Origin of the sequence: Microbacterium sp. LTA6 (genome assembly GCF_045690355.1) — a bacterium.
Lineage (GTDB): Bacteria > Actinomycetota > Actinomycetes > Actinomycetales > Microbacteriaceae > Microbacterium.
Genome location: NZ_CP147855.1, coordinates 896408 through 916639, shown reverse-complemented (window position 1 = coordinate 916639; position 20232 = coordinate 896408). Strand labels below are relative to the sequence as shown.

Annotated in this window: 17 protein-coding genes; 10 read left to right on the top strand and 7 right to left on the bottom strand. The window is 68.0% G+C overall.

What is annotated here, in order from left to right:
• Window positions 1–60: 60 nt before the first annotated feature.
• From LTA6_RS04290 to LTA6_RS04275, 4 genes are all read right to left on the bottom strand, one after another.
• A complete protein-coding gene (locus LTA6_RS04290; RefSeq protein ID WP_407358713.1) occupies window positions 61–1098 on the bottom strand; it encodes an FUSC family protein in 1038 nt (345 codons plus the stop codon).
• Window positions 1099–1139: 41 nt separating this feature from the next.
• Window positions 1140–1778 (bottom strand): hypothetical protein, encoded by a 639-nt coding sequence (locus LTA6_RS04285; RefSeq protein WP_407358712.1) that lies wholly within the window; start codon window positions 1776–1778, stop codon window positions 1140–1142.
• A gap of 54 nt (window positions 1779–1832) precedes the next feature.
• On the bottom strand, window positions 1833–3119 hold the full coding sequence (locus LTA6_RS04280) for a family 16 glycosylhydrolase (RefSeq protein ID WP_407358711.1): 1287 nt from the start codon (window positions 3117–3119) through the stop codon (window positions 1833–1835).
• Between the two features lie 96 nt (window positions 3120–3215).
• A complete protein-coding gene (locus LTA6_RS04275) occupies window positions 3216–4316 on the bottom strand; it encodes an ROK family protein (protein WP_407358710.1) in 1101 nt (366 codons plus the stop codon).
• Window positions 4317–4440: 124 nt separating this feature from the next.
• Here LTA6_RS04275 and LTA6_RS04270 point away from each other — a divergent pair, with 124 nt between their 5' ends.
• From LTA6_RS04270 to LTA6_RS04255, 4 genes are read left to right on the top strand one after another with little or no spacing between them, the layout of a single operon-like run.
• Window positions 4441–5763 carry an ABC transporter substrate-binding protein gene (locus tag LTA6_RS04270; protein WP_407358709.1) on the top strand — a complete coding sequence of 441 codons (1323 nt, stop codon included), beginning with the start codon at window positions 4441–4443 and terminating at the stop codon, window positions 5761–5763.
• A gap of 2 nt (window positions 5764–5765) precedes the next feature.
• Complete coding sequence (locus LTA6_RS04265) at window positions 5766–6689, top strand: sugar ABC transporter permease (RefSeq protein WP_341976302.1); 924 nt, start codon at window positions 5766–5768, stop codon at window positions 6687–6689.
• Window positions 6686–7504 (top strand): carbohydrate ABC transporter permease, encoded by an 819-nt coding sequence (locus LTA6_RS04260; protein ID WP_341976301.1) that lies wholly within the window; start codon window positions 6686–6688, stop codon window positions 7502–7504. The genes LTA6_RS04265 and LTA6_RS04260 overlap by 4 nt, the downstream gene beginning before the upstream one ends.
• Entirely contained in the window at window positions 7501–8772 is a 1272-nt protein-coding gene (locus tag LTA6_RS04255) for a Gfo/Idh/MocA family protein (RefSeq protein WP_407358708.1), read from the top strand. Before LTA6_RS04260 ends, LTA6_RS04255 begins: the two co-directional genes overlap by 4 nt.
• Here LTA6_RS04255 and LTA6_RS04250 read toward each other — a convergent pair.
• Window positions 8749–9654 (bottom strand): alpha/beta fold hydrolase, encoded by a 906-nt coding sequence (locus LTA6_RS04250; protein WP_407358707.1) that lies wholly within the window; start codon window positions 9652–9654, stop codon window positions 8749–8751. The two genes, LTA6_RS04255 and LTA6_RS04250, sit on opposite strands and share 24 nt — an antisense overlap.
• On the bottom strand, window positions 9651–10841 hold the full coding sequence (locus LTA6_RS04245) for a M24 family metallopeptidase (RefSeq protein WP_407358706.1): 1191 nt from the start codon (window positions 10839–10841) through the stop codon (window positions 9651–9653). The genes LTA6_RS04250 and LTA6_RS04245 overlap by 4 nt, the downstream gene beginning before the upstream one ends.
• A gap of 161 nt (window positions 10842–11002) precedes the next feature.
• On the opposite strand from LTA6_RS04245, the gene LTA6_RS04240 reads away from it, so the two are divergent.
• From LTA6_RS04240 to LTA6_RS04225, 4 genes are all read left to right on the top strand, one after another.
• Window positions 11003–12478: a peptide MFS transporter gene (locus LTA6_RS04240; RefSeq protein WP_407358705.1), complete on the top strand. Its 1476-nt coding sequence runs from the start codon at window positions 11003–11005 to the stop codon at window positions 12476–12478.
• Entirely contained in the window at window positions 12475–13710 is a 1236-nt protein-coding gene (locus LTA6_RS04235) for an amidohydrolase family protein (protein WP_407358704.1), read from the top strand. Before LTA6_RS04240 ends, LTA6_RS04235 begins: the two co-directional genes overlap by 4 nt.
• Window positions 13711–13775: 65 nt before the next feature.
• A complete protein-coding gene (locus LTA6_RS04230; RefSeq protein WP_407358703.1) occupies window positions 13776–14972 on the top strand; it encodes a PucR family transcriptional regulator in 1197 nt (398 codons plus the stop codon).
• A gap of 58 nt (window positions 14973–15030) precedes the next feature.
• Window positions 15031–16086, top strand: a complete 1056-nt coding sequence (locus LTA6_RS04225) for a DUF998 domain-containing protein (protein ID WP_407358702.1) — start codon at window positions 15031–15033, stop codon at window positions 16084–16086.
• A gap of 12 nt (window positions 16087–16098) precedes the next feature.
• Here LTA6_RS04225 and LTA6_RS04220 read toward each other — a convergent pair whose 3' ends face one another.
• Window positions 16099–16455 carry an HNH endonuclease signature motif containing protein gene (locus LTA6_RS04220; protein WP_363550639.1) on the bottom strand — a complete coding sequence of 119 codons (357 nt, stop codon included), beginning with the start codon at window positions 16453–16455 and terminating at the stop codon, window positions 16099–16101.
• 118 nt (window positions 16456–16573) lie between these two features.
• Here LTA6_RS04220 and LTA6_RS04215 point away from each other — a divergent pair, with 118 nt between their 5' ends.
• The gene (locus LTA6_RS04215) at window positions 16574–16879 is read left to right on the top strand and encodes a hypothetical protein (RefSeq protein WP_407358701.1); all 306 of its coding nucleotides are present in this window, start codon (window positions 16574–16576) and stop codon (window positions 16877–16879) included.
• 23 nt (window positions 16880–16902) lie between these two features.
• Entirely contained in the window at window positions 16903–19839 is a 2937-nt protein-coding gene (locus LTA6_RS04210; protein WP_407358700.1) for an AAA family ATPase, read from the top strand.
• Window positions 19840–20232 lie beyond the last annotated feature (393 nt).

Below are 20232 nucleotides of genomic sequence, written 5' to 3'. Positions count from 1 at the left end.
GAGCGCAAACGGCTCCATTTCGGGCTGAGATCCAGCCGTTCGCGCTCTCTGAACTCGAGTTCAGTCCTCCCCGACGAGCTGCCCGCGGATGCGCCGGAGATCCTCCATCAGCGAGCCGACGAGAATCCAGTGCGCCGATGATGGTGGGCGGATGACGAGCGGCGCGGTCAGCGCGGGGATCGACGAGGTCAGAGTCTCGGGGTCGGGCGACACCTCGGCGATCTGCACGGCGAGGCGCACATCGTGCCCCGCGCGCCGCAGCTGTTCCGCGATCGCCGCGACGGCCGGCTCCTCGCCGAGCGCATCGTCGTAGTGATCGAAGTAGGCGCGCGTCATCCCGATCACCTGGGTGACGATCGGTGACATCTTCTCCAGAAGAGCGCGCATCTCCTGCAGGTCGGCGCGGTGCGTGGAGCGGCGCGGGTTCAGCGTCAGGGACTCCTCGCCGGCGGCGATGGATGCTTCGGCGGCATCCTTCATCGGCCGCAGAAGACGCACCTCCAGCATCAGCTCCTGCAGAGCCGCCGGCGCCTGCGGTTCCGGCAGGGCATCGGCGAGGCGGTCGAGGCTTGCGGCGAGCTCGGCGCCGAGAAGCCCGAGGTCGCGCCGGGCGGGCGCGATGAGTACGGGCGGGACGATGAGCGCATTGACGACGATGCCGATGACGACGCCGATGAGCGTCTCCGCGATGCGCGCGATGGCGTACTCCGGACTGGATGACCCCAGGGCGAGGACGAGCATCGCCGAGATCGCCACCTGGTTGCCGGTTCCAGGAGTCGCTCTGAGCACCCACGCGACGAGCATCGCGACGACGATCGCCAGGAGCACGATCCAGCTCGGGGATCCGAGGAGCAGACCGAGGGCGACGGCGATGACGACGCCCACGATGACACCGATGCTGCGCTCGAGTGCCTTCGACAGCGACTGGTTCACGCTCGGCTGCACGACCAGCAGCGCCGCGATCGCGGCGAAGACCGGAAGCTGCCCGGGAAACGCCCAGCCCGCCAGCAACCACGCGGCGATCGTCGCCGCGGCGGACTTCACGACCTGCAGCAGCGGGGCCCGCTTCGCAGCGCGGATCGTGGCAGGGATGCGCATGCCTATAACGCTAGCCGTGCATGCTGCATCCCCCGGGATCGCTAGGGCGCGCCCGTCGTCTTTCGAAGAGGCCCCTTCGCGATGTCGTCGATGAGCCATTGCCCGTCGACCTTCGTCAGCGAGTACTCGCGCGGCTGGGCGAGCTGGGTGCCGGAGGCGACGTCGAGCTCATGAAGATAGCCCTCCGATGCGTCGACGATCTGGAAGAGGGACTCGAATCCGACCGTCGCGTGTTCGCGGTCGGCATCGATGCTCGATGGCATCCACGCGACCCCTGTCTGCTCGATCGTCAGATCGTTGTCGACGTACAGCGTGACGACGGCGTCGTTGTATCCCTGGGCGGAGAGCCTCTCGGCGAACGCGGGGGTGAAGTACGACGTCTCTGCCGCGACCGACGCGGTGGCGGTATCCGGCGACCGATTGTCGGATGCTCCGGAGTGGAGCGCGACGACCTTCTGCAACGCCTGCACGTCGGCATCCTCGAGGTCCAGCTGCTCCCCCGTCGATGCGATGGTCCACAGCGTGGCGTCGGGGTCGAATCGCGGGGTGGGACTCGTGTCGGCCTGGGGGGATGCTGCCGGCGGCGTATCGGTGCACCCCGACAGTCCTGCGGCGCTGACCGAGGCGACCGCGAGGGCGATGGCGATCGAGACGAGTCTGCTCGAACGGATGCTCTTCATGATGTGCTCCTCACGGGAGGAGGGCCGTCAGCCCTCCTCCCGGTTCGCGGATCGTCAGTTGGCGGGTGCGGCGTTCAGCTGCCAGTGGGAGGACCACCACGTGCTGGGCACGCTGCCGAACTCGACTTTGCCGTTGCCGTTCTCGACGTGCAGGGCGCCGGACGCATTCTGGATGCGGACGTAGCCGCTGCCCGCAGACGGTGCCGACCACTCGGCCGCCGTTCCCGCCGTTGCGGCGGTGCCGTGACGCACGGTCGTGCCGTTCACGTAGAGGTACTGGTTCGTCCATCGGTTGCGGTACTTGATCGCACCTGATGCCGTCGTCTCCGGTACCCACTGTGCGCTCCAGTAGGTGCTGGGCACTTCACCGAACCGGACGAGGCCGTCGTTCGGCTCGACGTTGACGGCTCCTGCCCTGTGCCGGTTGTTGATGAGTTTCCAGGTGGGAGACACTGCCTCGGTGTACCCGGCGTTGTCCTTGTAGACGCGCAGGTAGTCGACTTCCCACTGCTTCGGCCAGACGTCGTTCGGCTGGCCGGAGCCGGCGCCGGTGTAGATGTTCATGACGATGCCCATGGCCGTGTTCGGGGCGTCGTTGATCGTCTTCACCAGCTGGCCGTCGTAGTAGAACTTCAGTTCGGTGGGCGTCCAGTCCATCGAGTAGATGTGGAACTCGGTCGTGGGCGAGCCGGAGACCGGGACGTTGGACAGGTGCCATGAGCTCAGGAAGTTCGGGTCGCCCCAACCGTAGGCCGCGATGCGCCAATTGGTCGGGGTGCTGAAGAACGTCTCGATGAAGTCGATCTCGGCCTGGCCGCCCGTCGTGTTGGTGCCGACGAGCCACACGGCCTGATGGCCGCCGCCGCCCGCGTTCGACTTCTTTGCCCTGACCTCGAAGTACCCGTACTTGGTCGAGTAGCCGTTGAAGGTGGGAAGGTTGTTCCGGTTCACGGCACTGCCGTTGAACGGATGCCAGTTGTTCTGGTTGTACGTCTGAATCGCCGAAGACACGACGGTGCCGTCCTGGTCGGGGTTCCACGGCGGCTGATCCTGATCGACGCGGAGTTTGATGGTGCCGTTCGAGATCGTGTACCGCGCCGCTGTGTCGGCGATGTCGGAGGCCGGTACCCAGTGCGGGAGGTAATTGGGCAGCCACTTGTCGGTGTCCAGCGTCGTCCCGCTGAACTCTTCGCTGAAGTCCAGGGTGTAGCCCGGCTTGTCGACCGGATTCGGGGGCGTATCGGCGGCCCATGCCGGCGGGGCGGCGAGCACGAGGGCGGTCAGGGCGGTCGCGGCGACGGCAGCCGCCACGAGTCTGCGGGGGAATGTTCGGCGGATCATCTTGCTCCTCAAGGATCGACTTTGATCGATAGATCGGAGGGTCGCGGGGGTGCGCCGGTCCGACGAGGACAATTAACCCGGACTCTTACGTAATTGTCAAGACGTGTGTGCGAAGAGCTGCTCGCGACCGGAGGCACTGCTCACTGCGAGAGCTCCGAGGCACGGCGCCGCTGCCCCGAGCGTCGACGCGCGGAGCTCGGGGATGAACAGGGCGCGCTCCGAGAGCTCGACCCGCAGGGCGTCGGCGATCCGACCGGACCCTTCGGGGATACTGCTGCTGACCACGACCGCATGGGGGTCTATCGCGAGCACGAGCGCGCCGAGGCCGTCGGCGATCCCGGCGGCGAACTCGGCCACGGCGTCATCGTTGCCGCCGGTGAACAGGGTCTCGATGCCTCCCTCGGCTCGGGCGGAAAGTCGTTCCTGAGCCTGCGGCCACGCCACGCGACCGAGAGCGCCGATCTCGCCGGCCGCGCCGTGCGCGCCACGTGCGACTCGCCCGTCCACGACGGACGCGGCCGAGATCCGATTGCCGATACGCAGAACCACGGCGGTCTCGTCGGAGCCGATCGTGCCGTTCTCGATCTCGGCGAGCGCGGCGAGCTTGGTGTCGTTGTCGAAGAAGATCGTCGTCTGCGGGTAGGCCCGCCGGAGGTGCGCATCGATGTCGATCACGAGCCAATCCGGAACGACGGTCGTCTTCACTGGGTGGCCGTTGGCGTCGACGATGCCCGGGATGCCGACGGTGAGTGCGGCGAGATCGTCGGCCGACTTTCCCGCTTCAGCGAGCAGTGCGTCCACGACCCCGAGGATCGCAGTCACCGCGTCTTCGCCGCCGGAGAGGTCCTGTTCGATGCGGCGGTGGGGAGCGCAGACCGTGCCGCGCAGATCGCCGGCGATGCCGGCGATGCCGTGGGGGCCGATGTCGATCCCGATGACGATGCCGCGATCAGCGGCGAGCCGATATCCGCGTGCCGGACGGCCGGCGCGTGTCGGTCGCAGCTGCTCGGCGCGGATCAGCTCGTTCTCGAGCATCCCGGAGAGCACGGCCTCGACGGTGGTGCGGGAGAGTCCTGTCGATGCGGCCAGGTGGGTGGCCGTCATCGGTTCGGTCGTGTCCCAGAGCGTGGTCAGCACGGCCTGGTCGTTGAGGCGCCGCATTGCTGCGAGGTCGGTTCCGAGCGCGGGGGATGTCACGTCTCCTGACTATCACATCCGCGCGTCATGCGGCTTGACAGCCTGCAGGTGGTGACCTATCTTGGGGAATTACCACGGAGAGTTGCAAAATAAAGACTCCCCTCACCTGGAAAGCGACAATCACATGCAACGACGCACCCGACTCGTGCTCGCGCCCCTCGCGGCGAGCACGCTTCTCGGCATCGCTCTCACTGCCTGCGCTCCCGGCGCGACGACCAACGACAGCGCAGCCGACATCGAGGCCAGCACCGAGCTGACTACCGACGAGATCACCCTCACCCTGATGTCCACACCCGAGTCCGGCGGAGCCACCGAGGCGACGATCGCGGCTTTCGAAGCCGAACACCCGAACATCGCCATCGAGTACTCGCAGACGAACTACGACGACTACAACCAGAGCGTCAACCTGAACCTGTCCGGCGATCAGTCCCCGGACATCGTGCTGCTCAACGCCGTCGCCAACACCGTCAAGAACAAGCTCGTGCTGCCCCTCGACGACTACGCCGGCCTTTACGGTTGGGACGACTTCTTCCCCGCCAACCAGCTCAACCAGTGGCGCGTGGCCGACGACGGATCAACCCTCGGCGATGGCGGCGCTCTCGTCGCAGCGCCGGCGGGCTTCTCGCTCGTCGGCGTCTACTACAACAAGGCTCTCGCCGCACAGCTCGGCATCACGGCGCCGACGTCGCTGGCGGAGCTCGAGGCCTCTCTGGAGAAGGCGAGCAGCGCCGGTGCGCTGCCCGTCCAGCTCGGCAATGCCGAGGGACATGCGGCCTTCATCGTCCAACTCCTCGGGCAGGGTGAAGCAGGCGCCGACGACGCCAACGCCTGGGCCTTCGGTCACGAGGGGGAGACCTTCGACACGGCGGCCAACCGCACCGCCGCCGAGACGCTCGCCGCTTGGCAGAAGGCCGGGTACCTCGGCGATGCCACGACAGCCAACGGCACGGATCTGCAGGGTGCGGTGGACAACTTCATCGCGGGTAAGGGGCTGTTCCTCGTCGACGGCATCTGGGATGCGGGCAAGATCGGCGACGGGCTGGGTGAAAGTGCGGGCTTCCTGCCCTTCCCCGGCGCGAACGTCACCGGAATCGGCACGTCGGTCGCCTACGCCATCTCGGCGCAGAGCGAGCACCCGAATGAAGCGGCCGCGTTCCTCGACTTCCTGCGATCCTCAGAGGCGAGCGAGCAGCAGTTCGCTCAGGGGTTCATGCCGAACGACCCGACCGTCGCCGTCGCCGAGGAGGGGACCCTCCAGGGCGACATCGTCGCCTCCTGGGCGAAGGTCGCCGAGGCAGACGGACTGGTCGCGTTCAACAACAACGCCACGGCCACGATGAATGACACGCTGAAGGCGGGCACCCAGGAGCTCATCGCCGGGCAGCTCTCGGTGGACGACTTCCTGGCATCGATCCAGAATGACTGGGCGAAGGCGCACGCGGGCTGACCATGACGACATCGTTGTCCCGCACGCGGGGGGAGTCGGCGCACATCGCCGGCTCCCCTCGCCGCCCCCGCCGCGGCTGGAGCGCACTCCTCTACATCCTTCCGGCGTTCGTGTTCTACGGAACTTTCATCGTCGCGCCCTGGGTGCAGAGCATCTGGCTCTCGTTCTGGAACTGGGACGGCATCGGCGCGGCCACATGGGCCGGTGTCGAGAACTACGTCAAGGTCGTCACCGACGAGCGCCTGCTCACCGCGCTCCGCAACGGCCTCGGGTTCATCGTGTTCTACACGGTGTTCCCCGTCATCCTGGGCCTGATCATCGCCGCGGTGATCGCCGCCCGCCCTCGGCGCGGATCGGGACTGGTGCGGACCATCCTCTTCCTTCCGCAGATCCTTCCGCTCGTCGCCGTCGGCGTCATCTGGCGGTATCTCTATGCAGCCGACGGGCCCATCAACCAGGGCCTCACCGCGATCGGCCTCGGCGACGTGGCGCGTGCGTGGCTCGGCGACTTCACCTGGGCCTATCCCGCCGTCGGCGTGATCGGCACCTGGGTGACGACCGGGCTCTGCATGATGCTTCTGCTCGCCGGCATCCAGAAGATCGATCCCTCGCTCTACGAAGCCGCGCGCCTGGATCGCTGCGGGCCGATCCGGCAGTTCTGGCACGTGACCGTGCCAGGCGTGCGGGCCGAGATCGTCGTCGCGGCCACGGTCACCCTCATCTCTGCGCTCGCGAGTTTCGACATCGTCTACGTCACCACCGGTGGAGGTCCCGGATACCAGACCATCGTCCCTGGGGTGCTCATCTACAAGCTCGTCTTCACGTCCAACGAGGTCGGTCTCGCGTGCGCGCTGGCCACCGTCCTCAGCGCGATCATCCTCGTCTTCGTCGCGCTCATCGGCCGAGCCGGAAGGCGCAACGCATGAGATCCCCCGCCTCCCGCATCCTTTCCGCGGCGTTCCTCCTGGTCGCGGCACTCAGCGTCGTGCTCCCTTTCCTCGCGCTGGTCTCGGCCGCTCTGCAGCCCGCCGACACTCTGGTCCCGCGGCTGACCTGGCCCACCGACCCGCAGTGGGGAAACTTCCTCACGGCGTGGAGCATGGCCGGCTTCGGATCCCTCCTCGCATCCAGCGCGATCATCGCCGTGGTGGTCGTGCCGATCGCGGTGATCTGCTCCACGCTCGCCGGCTACGCGATGGGGACGATGCGGATGCCCGCGAAGGGGGCGCTCTTCGCCTTCTTCATCGCCGGTCTCACCCTGCCCTACGAAGCGATCGTGATCCCGCTGTACTTCGCGATGAGGTCGACCGGACTCATCGACACCTATTGGGCGGTCATCCTGCCTCTGGTCGGCGCGTTCATGCCGTTCGGGATCTTCTGGATGCGGACGCACTTCGAGTCCGTGCCTGCCGAGATCATCGAGGCTGCGCAGCTCGACGGCGCCGGCCGCTTCCGCACGCTCGTGCAGATCCTCATCCCGGGTGCGCGGCCGGCCATCATCACGTACGCCTTGCTGACGTTCATGTGGGCCTGGAACCAGTTCCTGCTCGCGCTCATCCTGATCCGCGATCCTGCCCGCCGCACCGCGCCGTCGGGCCTGGGCACCTTCGTCCAGCAGTACGGCGAGAACATCCCGCTGCTGGCCGCCGGAACCCTCATCGTCATCCTGCCGATCGTCGTCCTCTACTTCATCTTCCAGCGCAAATTCGTCGCTGGGCTCGTTCAAGGAGCTCTCAAATGACCGCCGCCGTCCCCACCCGTCTCGCCATCATCGGCGCGGGCTCACGAGGAACCGGTTATGCGCGACGCGCGGTCGCCGAGGGTGCGCTGATCACCGCCGTCGTCGAACCGGACGAAGCGCGGCTGCGGGCATTCCTCGCGGAGCTCTCCGCGCAGCCCGTGATCGTCTACGACACGTGGCAGGAGATCGCCGCGCTGCCGGCGAGGATCGCGGACGCGGTCGTCATCTCGACTCCCGACCGGCTCCACGCCGAGCCGGGGATCGGCCTCGCTCACGCCGGATACCACCTGCTGCTGGAGAAGCCGATGGCTCCGACGGAGGAGGAATCGGCGCGCATCGTGGCGGCGGCTGAGGAGGCCGGAGTGATGCTCGCGGTCTGCCATGTGATGCGGTATTCGAGCTACTCGCAGACCCTCAAGAAGCTGCTCGATGAGGGGGCGATCGGCCGTCTGGTCTCGGTCGAGCACCTCGAGCCGATCGGCTGGTGGCATTTCGCCCACTCGTACGTGCGGGGCAACTGGGCTCGCGAGGAGGACTCCGGTCCGATGCTGCTCACCAAGAGCAGCCACGACATCGACTGGCTGTCGTACGTCGTGGGGCTTCCCGTCGAGCGGGTGTCGTCCTTCGGGAGCCTCCTGCACTTCCGGCCGGAGAGCAAGCCGGCCAACGCGACGGCACGCTGCCTGGATTGTCCGCTGCAGAACACCTGCGCCTACTCCGCGACGAAGATCTACCGAGGCTTCCTCGGCGATGAGACGTTCGAGCGCTGGCCACTCGCCGTGCTCACCACCGATGTCACGGCATCCGGCATCGATCGCGCTCTTCGGGACGGGCCGTACGGCCGCTGCGTCTTCGACGGACAGAACGATGTCGTCGATCATCAAGTCGTGAACATCGAGTACCAGGGCGGCGTCACCGCATCCTTCACCGTCACCGCATTCACGGAGCTGGACTTCCGCAAGACCCGTCTGTTCGGAACGGCCGGGAGCATCGAGGGGGATGGGCGCACGCTGGTGGTCCATGACTTCGTGGAGGACCGCAAGTACGAGGTCGTTCCCGAGTCACGGGGCAACGCCAGTGCCGCCGACGGCCATGGCGGTGCGGATGACGCGCTTGTCCAGGCGTTCCTGCACGCGGTGCGAACCGGGGACCGATCGGTCCTGTTGTCCGGTCCGGAGGAGAGCCTCGCGACCCACCGGGTCGTCTGGCTCGCCGAGGAAGCGCGGCGGACGAACGCCGTCGTGTCAGTGGCGCACGTGACCGGATGACCGCGCGGCAGCCCGGGCCTTACCGCGGCACCAGCGGAGCGCTTCCACCTCGTGGTCGCGCAGCCAGTGCCCGCCGCCGGGCACGAGGTGCATCTCCGCGTGCGGGATCAACTCGAGCCAGGCTTCGCCGTGCGACGCAGGAACGAGCACATCGGCACCGCCGTAGATGAGCCTTGTCGGCATCCGCACGTCGTCTGTGTCGAATGCCCACTCCCTGCTGAACAATGCGAGGTCGTCCTCCACCCAGCCGTCGATGCCGTGCACGGCCCACTCCGTCGCCTCGACCGCTTCCTCGTGTTGCACATCGGCACGGCCGAGCACCTCGCGATCGCTCTCGGGCAGTCGAGCCATCCAGTCGTTCAAGGCATCCGTGCCGGGGCCGAGCGATCCCAGATGCTCGCGCAGCGCGTTCTCGCCTCGGCGCGCGGCATCGATCTCGGCGACGGTCTCGTCCACCATCCGGCTCGCGGCGTCGAAGCCGAGTCGCGCGGGGCCGAGACCCACGTCGACGCAGAGCGCAGTCACCCGCTCCGGCAGAAGCGCGGCGGCTGCGACGGCGTGCGGCCCCCCACCCGATGTGCCCATCACCGCGAAAAGGTCCGCACCGCAAGCGTCTGCGATGCGTGCGCTCCACTCCGCAGCATCGGCGACCGTTCGCCCTGGTGTCGAAGGTGAGCCGCCATAGCCTGGCCGATCGTACGAGCACAGTCTGACGTCGGCCGCAGAGGGACCGTCCCAGCCGCCCGGAACGGCGATCGAACTGCTGGGCGTGCCGTGGTGGAAGACGACGAGAGGGCCAGCGGGATCACCCCATTCGCGCACGCGGATCGAACCTGCCGAGGTGTGCAGCACGAACTGCTGATTCCAGGGCGCCGCGGTCATGCGAACTCCAGGACGTCGCGCGGCAGCGACGAGAGGAATCGAGGGCCGGCCTCTTCGAAGACGACGGTGTCGACGAGGATCAGCGACGTCCACGACTCGAAGTTCGTCACGAGTCCCGCTTCGATGACGTCGTCTCTTTCGTCGTCCATCCCCCAGGTGAATTCACCGACGAAGTCGGTGGGTGCGACGGAGAGCCCGAGTTCGTACGCGGCCGAGCCGGCACCTGGCGCCCCGCTGTCCGCGAAGTAGGAGCGAAGGGCGCCGATCAGCTGTCCCCATGGTGCGCCGACCTTCCCGTACTGCAGGACCAGGTCGTATGCCCCGGCGGCGATGGCGACCTGCCGGCGGCTCTCATCGGGGACCCCGTCGAACATCAGTGGTCGGGTGGCCCTGGCGTGGTATCCGTCGACAGACGAGGCCATGTCAGGATGCACGACCGGGCCGGAGCCGAGGGCTGTACGCCCGCTGAGTCGGTGCAAGGCGGAGACTGTGGCGCCTGCGGCCACCGTCTCGTGCAGCGCCGCCGGCTCCCCGCCCGCGCGCACCATGCCCAGTGAATAGATGCCCCACGCCTCGAGCTCGGTCGTCTGGGGAGTGGCCTCTGCCAGGATCGCGCGGATGCCGGCATCCGTCGCCGCCTGCGCCTGTTCGATCTTGCCGATCTCGGCGGAGCTCTTCAGGCGCCGGATGCCGCGGAACGGCAGCGTGACATCGACGATGCGGCATCCGAGACCCTCGAGCATGGCGTCGACGACGTCGGCGACGGCGGGGCTCGGGATGCAGCTCCACCGTTCCATCCCCACCCGCGTGCCCGCCCATGGGCGTATCTGGTCGGCGAGGAAGGCGACATAGTCGGCGAGTGATGCCTCGTGCATCTCCGAGGACGTGGGGAGCGTGCGGACGTCGTCGAGCACAGTCCCGGTGCGAGCGAGCTCCTCGTGGTAGCCGGCATCGATGATGAACGGGCTTCCCTCCTCGACGTGCACGACGATGCACTGCGCCGGAGGCATCGACGTCGACGTGTGCTGGCGATACCAGCGGACGCGATAGCCGGTCAGCCACGCCATCGTGTCGGGGGCGGTGAGGATGGCGACCGTGACGTCGGCGTCTGCCATCGCTCGTCGCATGCGTCGAAGTCGGTCGGCGTACTCGTCGCGGGAGAAGGGGAGATCTGCGTCGTTGCTCACTCGACCATCGTCACCGCTCCGACGAGGATCGCGTCTGCGACACTCGTCGCATTTCTCGTCTCAGATTTCCACCGCTGTCGAAACCGCCGGAGTCCGCGATCGGATTGACTCTCGACAACCCGAAGCCGCATCGCGGCACCCCGTGCACCAATGGAGGCGCAATGACCGTCAGCAGCTCGACCAGCGCTCCACCGGCAGCGCGTACGTTCTTCGGCCTGCCCCGGACGATGTATCCCGTGGCCGGCTTTGCGGGATTCGATGCCCTCGCCTACTACGGCATGCAGACGATCCTCGTGTACTACGTGTACTTCGCCAGCAGTGAGGGTGGACTCGAATTGTCCCCCTCGGTGGCGATCGCGATCGTGTCGACGTACAGCGCCGCGACCTTCCTCGCAACGATCTTCGCCGGCTGGTTGGCCGACAATGTGCTCGGTGCCGGCCGTGGGTTGCGATGGGGCGCGGTGCTCGCGTTCATCGGCTACCTCGTGCTCGCGCTCGTACCGGGTCATATCGGTCTGACGATCGGGCTCCTCGCGATCGCATTCGGGGCCGCGTCGATGTGGGTCAGCGAGGGCACGTTGCTGGGAGGAACGCTCAACACGCACGAGTCCAAGCGCGAGTCGGGCTTCACCATCTACTACCTCGGAAGCGCGGGCGGCGCCATGGTCGGCATCACTCTCACCGGCGTGCTGCAGACGGAGTACGGCTTCCGGATCGGGTTCCTCACGTCCGCGATCGCGATCCTGGTCGGTCTGCTCGTGTACTTGCCGTTCCGCCGCGGGACCGAGGCCACAGCCCCCGTCCTCGTGGGCCGCGGCGTTCACGGCTGGGCGCTCGCCTGGCCGATCCTCGGCGTCGTCATGGCTGTTGCGATTGTCATCGGCACGGTGTCAGCCGGCTGGAACCCGGCGACGTTCGTCGGTATCGGAGCGCTCGTCGTCGCCGTCGGGGTGCTGGCCAAGCTGCTCACCCGACACGACCTCGACCGCGAGCACAAGCGACGGGTGCTGCGCTATCTGCCTTTCTTCTGCGCGACGGGTGTATTCGCGATGCTCTATCAGCAGCTGTACACGACCGTGGCGATCCACTCCGAGGCGAGCACCGACCGGGTCATCTTCGGTGTCGAACTCCCGCCGTCGATGGTGCTCGGCATCGCGCCGCTGTGCACGATCATCGTCGCGCCGATCCTCGCAGCAGTCTGGGGAGCGCTGGGGGAGCGGCAGCCGTCGCTGCCTGTGAAGTTCGCCGTCGCGTTCGCCGGATGCGCGCTCGGGATGGGGTGGCTCGCCGCGGCCTCCGGACTCGGCGGACTCACTCCGATCATCGTGCTCGTCTTCATCGTGTTCGTCTTCGGCGCCTCCGACGTCGTCGTCTCGCCATCCGGTATTTCCCTTGCCACAGCCGTCGCTCCCGAGGGATTCGAGACGCGCATGCTCTCGGTGCACTACCTCTCCGTCGCGATCGGCATCGCCGCGGCCGGCGTCGCCGGCGAAGGGTTCATCCCGGGAGAGAACGAGACCGGCTATTTCGCCGGCTTCGCCATCGTCGGCGCTGTCGTCGCCGTCGCCATGATCATCGTGCGGGTCGTCGTCGGTAGACGCCTGGTCACCACCGAGGAAAGAGAGATCGTTCGATGACCACTGCAACGAACACCGTCAGGACCATCCGTGCCGGAGCAATCGCCGATGTGCTCACCGGAGAGGTGCTGACCGACCATGCCATCGTTCTCGAGGGTGAGCGCATCGCCGCCGTCGAGCCATGGTCCATCTCGCGGCACGGCGGTGATGACGTGCTCGACCTGAGCGAGCACCTCGTCGCCCCCGGGCTGATTGATCTGCACACGCACCTCATCGGCGAGCTCGAACGAGGCAGCTACAGTCCATTCCTGACCGGCTCGCCAGCCCGAGACGCGCTCCTGGGAGTACGTCACGCGCGTGCGACCCTGAGAGCAGGATTCACGACCGTTCGTGACGTCGGCAGCTTCCGCGCCTTCGTCGACTGCGACTTGCGTGACGCCATCGACTCCGGCATCTGCGAAGGTCCGCGCATGGTGTGCGCCGGCGCCTACGTCACCTGCTCGTCCGGCGGAGGAGAGATCACCGACCTCGCCGTCGACATCGAACTGCCGAAGTCCTACCGCTTCGGCGTGGCCGATTCGGTCGACGAGGTGCGCTCGGCGGTGCGTCGGATCGCGCACCGCGGGGCAGATGTGATCAAGGTCATCACCACCGGGGCCGTCTACGCCTCGGGCACGAACCCCGGCGCGCCCGAGTACACCGAGGCCGAGCTGCGGGCCTGTGTCGAAGAGGCGGCTCTCTACGGTCTCTACGTCGCGGCCCACGCGCACGGTGAAGAGGGCGCGCTGCGGGCGATCCGCGCCGGTGCCCGGACCATCGAGCACGGCACCCTGCTCGGCGAGGCCGCCATGTCGGCGATGATCGAGCACGGCACCTATTACGTACCGACCACCTATCTGCTGCAGTGGGTCGAGGAGCACGCCGAGCGGGAGAACCATCCGGCCGGCGTCCGGGCGAAGACGGCTGCGGTGGGTGCCTCGGCGCGTGCCGCCGTGCGGCTCGCCATCGAGGCCGGCGTGCGCATCGCGTACGGCACCGACGCGATCGTGTTCCCCCATGGCCGGAACGCCGGCCAGTTGGGGGAGTTCGTCGAGTGGGGAATGACTCCCATGCAGGCGCTGCAATCGGCGACGACCGTCGCGGCCGACTGCCTCGGGCGATCGGCCGATATCGGAGCGATCGCTCCCGGGCGGTACGCCGACCTCGTTGCGGTCCGTGGAGCGCACCTTGATGCGATCGAGCGTTTCTGCGATGTTTCGGCAGTCGTGAAGGGTGGAGAGCTCGTCGTGTGACGGGTCCTCGTGCGGTCCGCGGCGTAGGATCAGAGGCGTCTCGCCGGTCAGGTAGCGGAGGCCCGATGTTTGACACCGTGCAGGAGACCGTCGATCGGCTCGCGATGTCGCTGCGCCGGTCCGTGGTGCTCGAAGATGCCGAGTTCGTGCTGCTCGCCAGTAGCGCTCACTACGGCGATCTCGACCCGGCGCGGCTGCAGACGTTGTCGGAGCGGCGCCCGACGGATGCCCTCGCCGCCGAGCTGCGCAACCGACGGCTGCACGCACAACGCGCGCCCCGTGTGATCGAGCCCGATCCCGCTTTCGGGATCGAGTACGCGCGACTCTCGATCACGCTGCGCTCGCGCTACGGCGTGCTCGGGTTTCTGTGGGTCACTCTCGTCGAGCCGCTCACCCCCGGCGAGGTCGTCCTCATCACGGAGACGGTCGAGACGCTGCGCGCCGTGCTGGTGAACATCTCACAGTCGATCGAAGCGGTGAACGCCGAGGTCGAATCCGAGATGCTCGGTCTGCTCACCTCTGATGCACCGAGCAGAGAAAATGCAGCGAACGAGCTCATCGAGCTCGGCATGTTCACGCGATCGCGTCGATTCGTGGCGCTCTGCCTCTCGCTGAATGCCGAGTGGGCGCCGTGGGGAGGGCCACCCCCACGCGAGGTGATCTCGCACGCGCTGCTGCGTGCGATCACCACCCCGATGATCGACGCCTACAGCTTCGTGCCGACCATGCCGGAGACGTTCATCCTGATCGGTTTCCGGAATGAGCCGACTCCGGAAGCGATCGGCAGTGTCGTTGCTGCGATCATTCGCGAGACGGACGCCTCCGACGCGCAGGAGCCGCTCGGCGCCGTCCTCGGCATCGGGGCGCCGGTCGACGAACTGGTCGCGTCGTGGGAGTCGTACGAGCAGGCGCTGATCGCGGTGCGCGTCGCGCGGTCGCGGGGCAGCCGATCGGCATCCTGGAGCGCCGACCCGATCGCCGCGTCGATTGCGACCCTCCTGGCGGACGAGCCGCCGGAGCACCTGCTCCCGGAGCCGCTTCGTCGTCTGGCCGGGGCCCCAGCCGAGACGATCGAGCTGTTCGAGGCGTACGTGACGCACGGCGGCCGGATCGCCGAGGTGGCAGATCAACTCGGTGTGCATCGGGCGACCGTGCACTATCGCCTGCGTCGCGCCGCTGCATCGATCGGTGTCGACATCGATGCCGACGACACGCGATTCGTGATCGGAGCATGGCTCCGGCAGCGATGGCTGCGGGGGTGACCGGCGCGATCTCGGCGGGGTTGGACGCCGCGTCGGCGACCCGTGCTTCGATGGAGTCATGGACACGGCGCGGCGGCTTCAGCAGGAGACCCAGGCGATCTGGGCCATGGTGCTGTGCTTCGTCGTTGGCACCGGCGCGGGGATGCTGCTGCTTCAGGGGGTTCCGCGTCCGCTGGCCGGGGACGGCTCCGTCGTGTTCCCCGCGGCCGGCGTCGCCGCGATCTGTGCGGCGACCGCGTTCGTGGCCAGCACCGTTCTGCACCGACGCGGTGAGACCGCGCCGATGCCGCGCTGGCAGGCGGTGATCTCCGACGTCTCTGCGATCGCGCTCACCATCGCGTTCGGCGCCGTCGCCGCGATGGGGGTGCTCCTCGCCGGCGAGATCCTCGGCGTCGGTCTGCAGGGGCTGGAGCTCTCCGCTCTCGGCGGCGGTCTGCTCACCGGTACGGCGAGTGCGTTCGCCGGCCGATTCGCGTTCGACGCCGGGATCACCCTGCGCACCGGAGACCTCGCCGGACTCCTGTTCGGATTCCTCATCATCGGCACGCTCTTCGCGATGCTCACCGCCACCGACCCGCGCTGGTGGGAGCGCAACTTCTCGCAGCTCGGCCTCGGGACCGGCTCCTGGGCCTTCAACGGCACGCTCGTCGTCGCCGGGCTCCTGGTGGCGACGGTCGGCTCGTACATCGGACGCGACCTGCATCGGCTGCGCGGTGATGCTCCACTGCCCCGCATCGGCGGAGTGGTCGCGCTCTGGGCGGCGACCGGGGTCGCGCTCGCCGCGGTCGGGCTGTTCCCGCTGCACGCGGCGCCCGTCGTGCACAACATCGTCGCGTTCGGCGCGCTGGTGCTGTTCGGGGCAGCCGCTGCATCCACCACGTTCGTGATCTCGAAGCCGCCGCGTGCTCTCGTGGTGACCACGATCGGGGTGGTCGCCCTCGTCGTGCTCGCGGTGCTGCTGTGGGTGTTCTTCGGGCTCTACTCGGTCACGGCATTGGAAGCGATCGTGATCGGGCTCGGCCTGGTGTGGATGACGACACTCGTGCGGATGCTCGCCATCGTCGTCCCGCCGGAATCTCGGCCGTCGCTGCGCGCCACGCTCCTGCGCGCCTGACCGGCCCGCGGCTCAGTCCGGCTGGTCGTCCGTCACGAAGGACAGCTGCACGGCATGGTGGCGCAGCAGGAACGCGCTCTCATCGAGCCCGCGGCGCCGCAGCCAGCTCGTCACCTCGCCGTTCGACTTGCTGGCGTTGCAGGAGCCGCACGCGGGGACCACGTTCGTCACCGTGTAGCGGCCGCCGCGTGAGATCGGCTGCACGCAATCCTTCTGCAGCGGAACGTCGCCGATGCCGCAATACGCGCATCCGCCCCACTCCCGCCGCAGCGCGTCCCATTCCGCCGGCGTCAGGTCGTTGTCGGCTGCCGCCACCCGCCGGCGTCGCCGACGATCCACGCGGGCACGGCGGCTGCGACTGACGGGCATGAGGCCACCCTAGACGGATGCCGCCTCAGATCCGCGCCGAAGATAGGGCATCCGTCCGATGTCGGCAGGGGGCCTCAGAGCGGAATGTAGGGGTACAGCAAACCGTCAGGAGAACCTCATGTTCGAACACCCCTATCTCAGCCAACGTGCGACCGAGCTCGAACTCGAGCAGCTGGAGCGGGCGCTCGCACGCCGTCGCTTCATCAAGGAGCACGCCGACCAGGTCGTCCTCCGTCCTGAGGGCGTCCTGCGTCGGGCGTTCCGCCGCATGGTGGGCCGGGCACCGCGGGCGACCGCGGCGCCCGTATCGGCGACGACGCGGACGGCCCCGGATGTCGCCTCCCGCCGGGTGGCGTCGGATTCCGCATCCGCATCCGCATCGCGCCGTGCCGCGGTGCCGTGCGAGCCCGCTGCGGCCCGGTGATCCCTGCGGTGACGGTGAATGCCATGAAGACAGCAGCCCCGGACGCCCCTGATGTCCGTGGAGAGTGGGACGATGTCTTCATGCTCCCATCCGTCCCGATCGCGGCGATGGTCGGCCGCGACGCCGACCTCGCCCTGCTGCGCGGGATGTTCGAGCGCACCACCGAGGGAACGCCCGCCGCCGTGCTCGTCGAGGGCGAGGCGGGCATCGGCAAGTCCCGGCTGCTGCGCGAGTTCGGCGAAGAGATCGCCACCCGCGCCGACGTGCACGTCGGCTGGTGCCTCGATCTGGGATCGGCGCGCACGCCGTACGGCCCCCTCACCGGCATCCTGCGCTCGCTCGTCGCTCTGCTGGGCATCGAGCAGACGCGGGCGGCGGTCGGCGTCGGAGCCGAGGCACTCGGGATGCTGTTGCCCGAACTCGTCGACGTTCCCACCGACCGTGCGCACACCAGCCCGGAGCGGCTGCGTGATGCGATCGCCACCCTCATCGAAGTGGCGGCAGAGCGTGCGCCGCAGGTACTGATCGTCGAGGACGTGCACTGGGCGGATGATTCGACCCTGGCGATGCTGTCGTTCCTCCTGCGCACGCTCACCCGCGGGCGCATCCTGCTGGTGATCAGCTGCCGCAGCGATGACGTGCGCCGCGGCGACGCCGTGAGCGGCTTCATCGGCGAGGCGAGCAGAGCGCGACTGCTGGAACGCATCGCATTGAAGCGTCTCGATGAGGGCGCGGTGCGCCAGCTCGCGGAGCAGCTCGTCGGACGGCCGCTCACCGAGGGTGCGCTGGAGCGGATGCAGGAGCGCGCCGAGGGCGTGCCGTTCTTCATCGAGGAGATCGCCTGCTGCGCGTCCGGTCCGTTGCCCGAGGGGCTTCGCGACCTTCTGCTCGGCCGCTTCGACCGACTCGGAGCCGATGCCCGGCGTGTGGTCCAGGTGACGTCGGGCTCCGAGCGGCCGCTGTCGCATTCGCTGCTCTCGCGGCTGGTCGACATCTCCGAGACTCAGCTCGACGATGCGCTGCGCGAGGCTGCGCGCAGCGGCATTCTCATCGTCGTCGACGACGGCTACCGCTTCCGGCATGCGCTGCTGCGCGAGGCCGTGCACGGCGATCTTCTCCCCGGTGAGCGTGCTCGGCTGCACCGCGCGTATGCGGAGATGCTCGAAGAGAACTGCGCGGGAACCGGCAGCGGCGATGCGGCCGCGCTCGCGTATCACTGGCAACTCGCGCAGGACGATCGGCGGACGCTCACGGCATCCGTCGCCGCGATGCTGCACGCCAAGACCCGCTATGCCTTCGCGAGCGCTGCCCGTTTCGGCGAGTTGGCGCTCGAACTCTGGCCGCGGGTTTCAGATGCGGCGGATGCGGCCGGCATCGAACGCATCCCGTTGCTCGCGCTGCTCGGCTCCGTGCTGCGCAACGCCGGCGACGGCGAGCGTGCGCTGGCGGTGGTGAACGTCGCCCTCGGCGAGATCGATCCGGCCGTGGTCGACCCCCGGACCCATGTGCGCCTGCTGCGCGACAAGGCGCTGTACCTGACCAATCTGGGCCGCCCTGGGCCGATCGAGTTGTTGAGCGAAGCCCTCGACGTGCTCGATGCCGGAGTCGATGACGATCGCCTGCGCGCCTCGATCCTGAACTACCTCGCCAGCCGGCACATGGTCGCAGGTCACCGGCAGAAGGCGATCGATTTCGCGGCGCGCGCACAGGAATTCGCCGAGCGCGCCGGTTCCGACACCGAGATCTCCGTTGCGGCCAACGTTCGCGGGGGGAGCCTGGTGCATCTCGGCGACCTCGTCGGTGGCTTCACCGCCTACGAGACCGCGCGGGTGCGCGCCGTGGAGTCGAACGCCGAGCTGCGCTACCGGGTGAACTTCTCGGACACGCTGACCCTGCTCGGTCGCTATCGCGAGGCGGTGCAGGTCGCGGAAGAGGGGTTCGGGCGCGCGCGCTCGCTCGGTGTCGAGCGCACGTCGGGGTCGATCCTCACGCAGAACATGGTGTCGCCGCTTCTCGAACTCGGATACATCGAGAGGGCGGAGCAGCTTCTCGCACGTGATCTGGAGAAGAGCACGCTGCGGGTGTTCCGCCTGTACACGACTATGTCGCAGGTGCGATTGCTCGCCTGGCGGGGGCGGTCCGAGGAAGCCGCCGAACTGCTGCGGGGACTGATGCCGGCGTTCGAGGAGACCGGACAGGTGGAGCGTCAGATCTGGTACGACGGTGTGGTCATGAAGGTGGCGGTGGCCGAGAGCAGTGGTGACCTCACCGGCGCTCTCGACGCGATTCTCGCGATGCTGAACGACGAGGGCCCGGTCCTTCTGCACCAGCGACGGTTGCTGCTCCAAGCCGGATGGATCATCGCCGCGCTGCGTGCCGACGGCGGTGTCGTCGCTCCCGCCGTCGACGCGGTCCGTGCGGCCTGGCAGGCTCAGCCCGAGCAGTTGCGCGCCGGGGCATGGTGGTCGATTCTCGACGCGTTGCTCGCGCCGACCGTTCCCGCCCTGCAGCACGCGGTGTCCGTCGCCGATGGCGACGACATGCCCGTCACTTTCCGGGTGATCACCCGGTTGGAGCTGGGACGGATGCTGGTCGACAGCGGCGACCGCGCGGCTGCCGCCGTCTTGCTCGCCGAAGCGTTGACCGTCGCCGAGAAGCTCGGCCACGTGCAGCTCCAGACCGCCGTCAGCACCTTCGCCGATGCCGCCGGACTGCGCGCGGATGCCAGTGCCGGCGGCGACTCCGGGGAGGCAGAGCACCTCACGGCGAGGGAGCGTCAGGTGCTCGCGCTCGTCGCCGAGGGGCTCAGCAACCGGCAGATCGGCGAACGTCTTTACATCAGTGTGAAGACCGTCAGCGTGCATGTGTCGGCTGTGCTTCGCAAACTCGGAGTCAGTACGCGCACCGAAGCGGCGCTGGCCGCGCGGCAGATCGACGCGGTCGAACTGGTGGCCCGTTGACCGTGGGGAGAACTGCCAGGTCCAATTCCGGGTGGGCATGGTACGGTGGGAACGTCCCTCCTACCGGAGGCATCATTCATCACCGGCCCGCGAACGCATTGTGCGACGTGTGTGGCCCTAATACCAGGATCCGAATCTCTGTGCCCCGATCGGTTCGGCACGGATCCCACCGAAAGCTTCTTCACTTGTCAAACGCAGTCGGCTGCGGTGCATGCGCACCCAGCCAAGAACTCCACTGGCGCGACGCCGACGTCGACGTCCGAGTGGCCACCAGTGCCGGCGAATACGCCGGCTACGTCGTCGTTGAATTCGACGGCGCCGCCGCTTTCGGCGCGCGCGGCCAGGACCTCGGTCATCACGACTCGGCGCACGACGCCGAGGCCGCCGTCGCGG

Excerpts from the sequence above, each read along its gene's own strand:
- LTA6_RS04230 (WP_407358703.1), top strand. The coding sequence starts at position 13,776 with ATGTTTGACACCGTGCAGGAGACCGTCGATCGGCTCGCGATGTCGCTG.
- LTA6_RS04260 (WP_341976301.1), top strand. The coding sequence starts at position 6,686 with ATGAGATCCCCCGCCTCCCGCATCCTTTCCGCGGCGTTCCTCCTGGTC.
- LTA6_RS04240 (WP_407358705.1), top strand. The coding sequence starts at position 11,003 with ATGACCGTCAGCAGCTCGACCAGCGCTCCACCGGCAGCGCGTACGTTC.
- LTA6_RS04210 (WP_407358700.1), top strand. The coding sequence starts at position 16,903 with ATGAAGACAGCAGCCCCGGACGCCCCTGATGTCCGTGGAGAGTGGGAC.
- LTA6_RS04235 (WP_407358704.1), top strand. The coding sequence starts at position 12,475 with ATGACCACTGCAACGAACACCGTCAGGACCATCCGTGCCGGAGCAATC.
- LTA6_RS04280 (WP_407358711.1), bottom strand. The coding sequence starts at position 3,119 with ATGATCCGCCGAACATTCCCCCGCAGACTCGTGGCGGCTGCCGTCGCC.
- LTA6_RS04285 (WP_407358712.1), bottom strand. The coding sequence starts at position 1,778 with ATGAAGAGCATCCGTTCGAGCAGACTCGTCTCGATCGCCATCGCCCTC.
- LTA6_RS04290 (WP_407358713.1), bottom strand. The coding sequence starts at position 1,098 with ATGCGCATCCCTGCCACGATCCGCGCTGCGAAGCGGGCCCCGCTGCTG.
- LTA6_RS04270 (WP_407358709.1), top strand. The coding sequence starts at position 4,441 with ATGCAACGACGCACCCGACTCGTGCTCGCGCCCCTCGCGGCGAGCACG.
- LTA6_RS04255 (WP_407358708.1), top strand. The coding sequence starts at position 7,501 with ATGACCGCCGCCGTCCCCACCCGTCTCGCCATCATCGGCGCGGGCTCA.
- LTA6_RS04265 (WP_341976302.1), top strand. The coding sequence starts at position 5,766 with ATGACGACATCGTTGTCCCGCACGCGGGGGGAGTCGGCGCACATCGCC.
- LTA6_RS04225 (WP_407358702.1), top strand. The coding sequence starts at position 15,031 with ATGGACACGGCGCGGCGGCTTCAGCAGGAGACCCAGGCGATCTGGGCC.
- LTA6_RS04215 (WP_407358701.1), top strand. The coding sequence starts at position 16,574 with ATGTTCGAACACCCCTATCTCAGCCAACGTGCGACCGAGCTCGAACTC.
- LTA6_RS04250 (WP_407358707.1), bottom strand. The coding sequence starts at position 9,654 with ATGACCGCGGCGCCCTGGAATCAGCAGTTCGTGCTGCACACCTCGGCA.
- LTA6_RS04220 (WP_363550639.1), bottom strand. The coding sequence starts at position 16,455 with ATGCCCGTCAGTCGCAGCCGCCGTGCCCGCGTGGATCGTCGGCGACGC.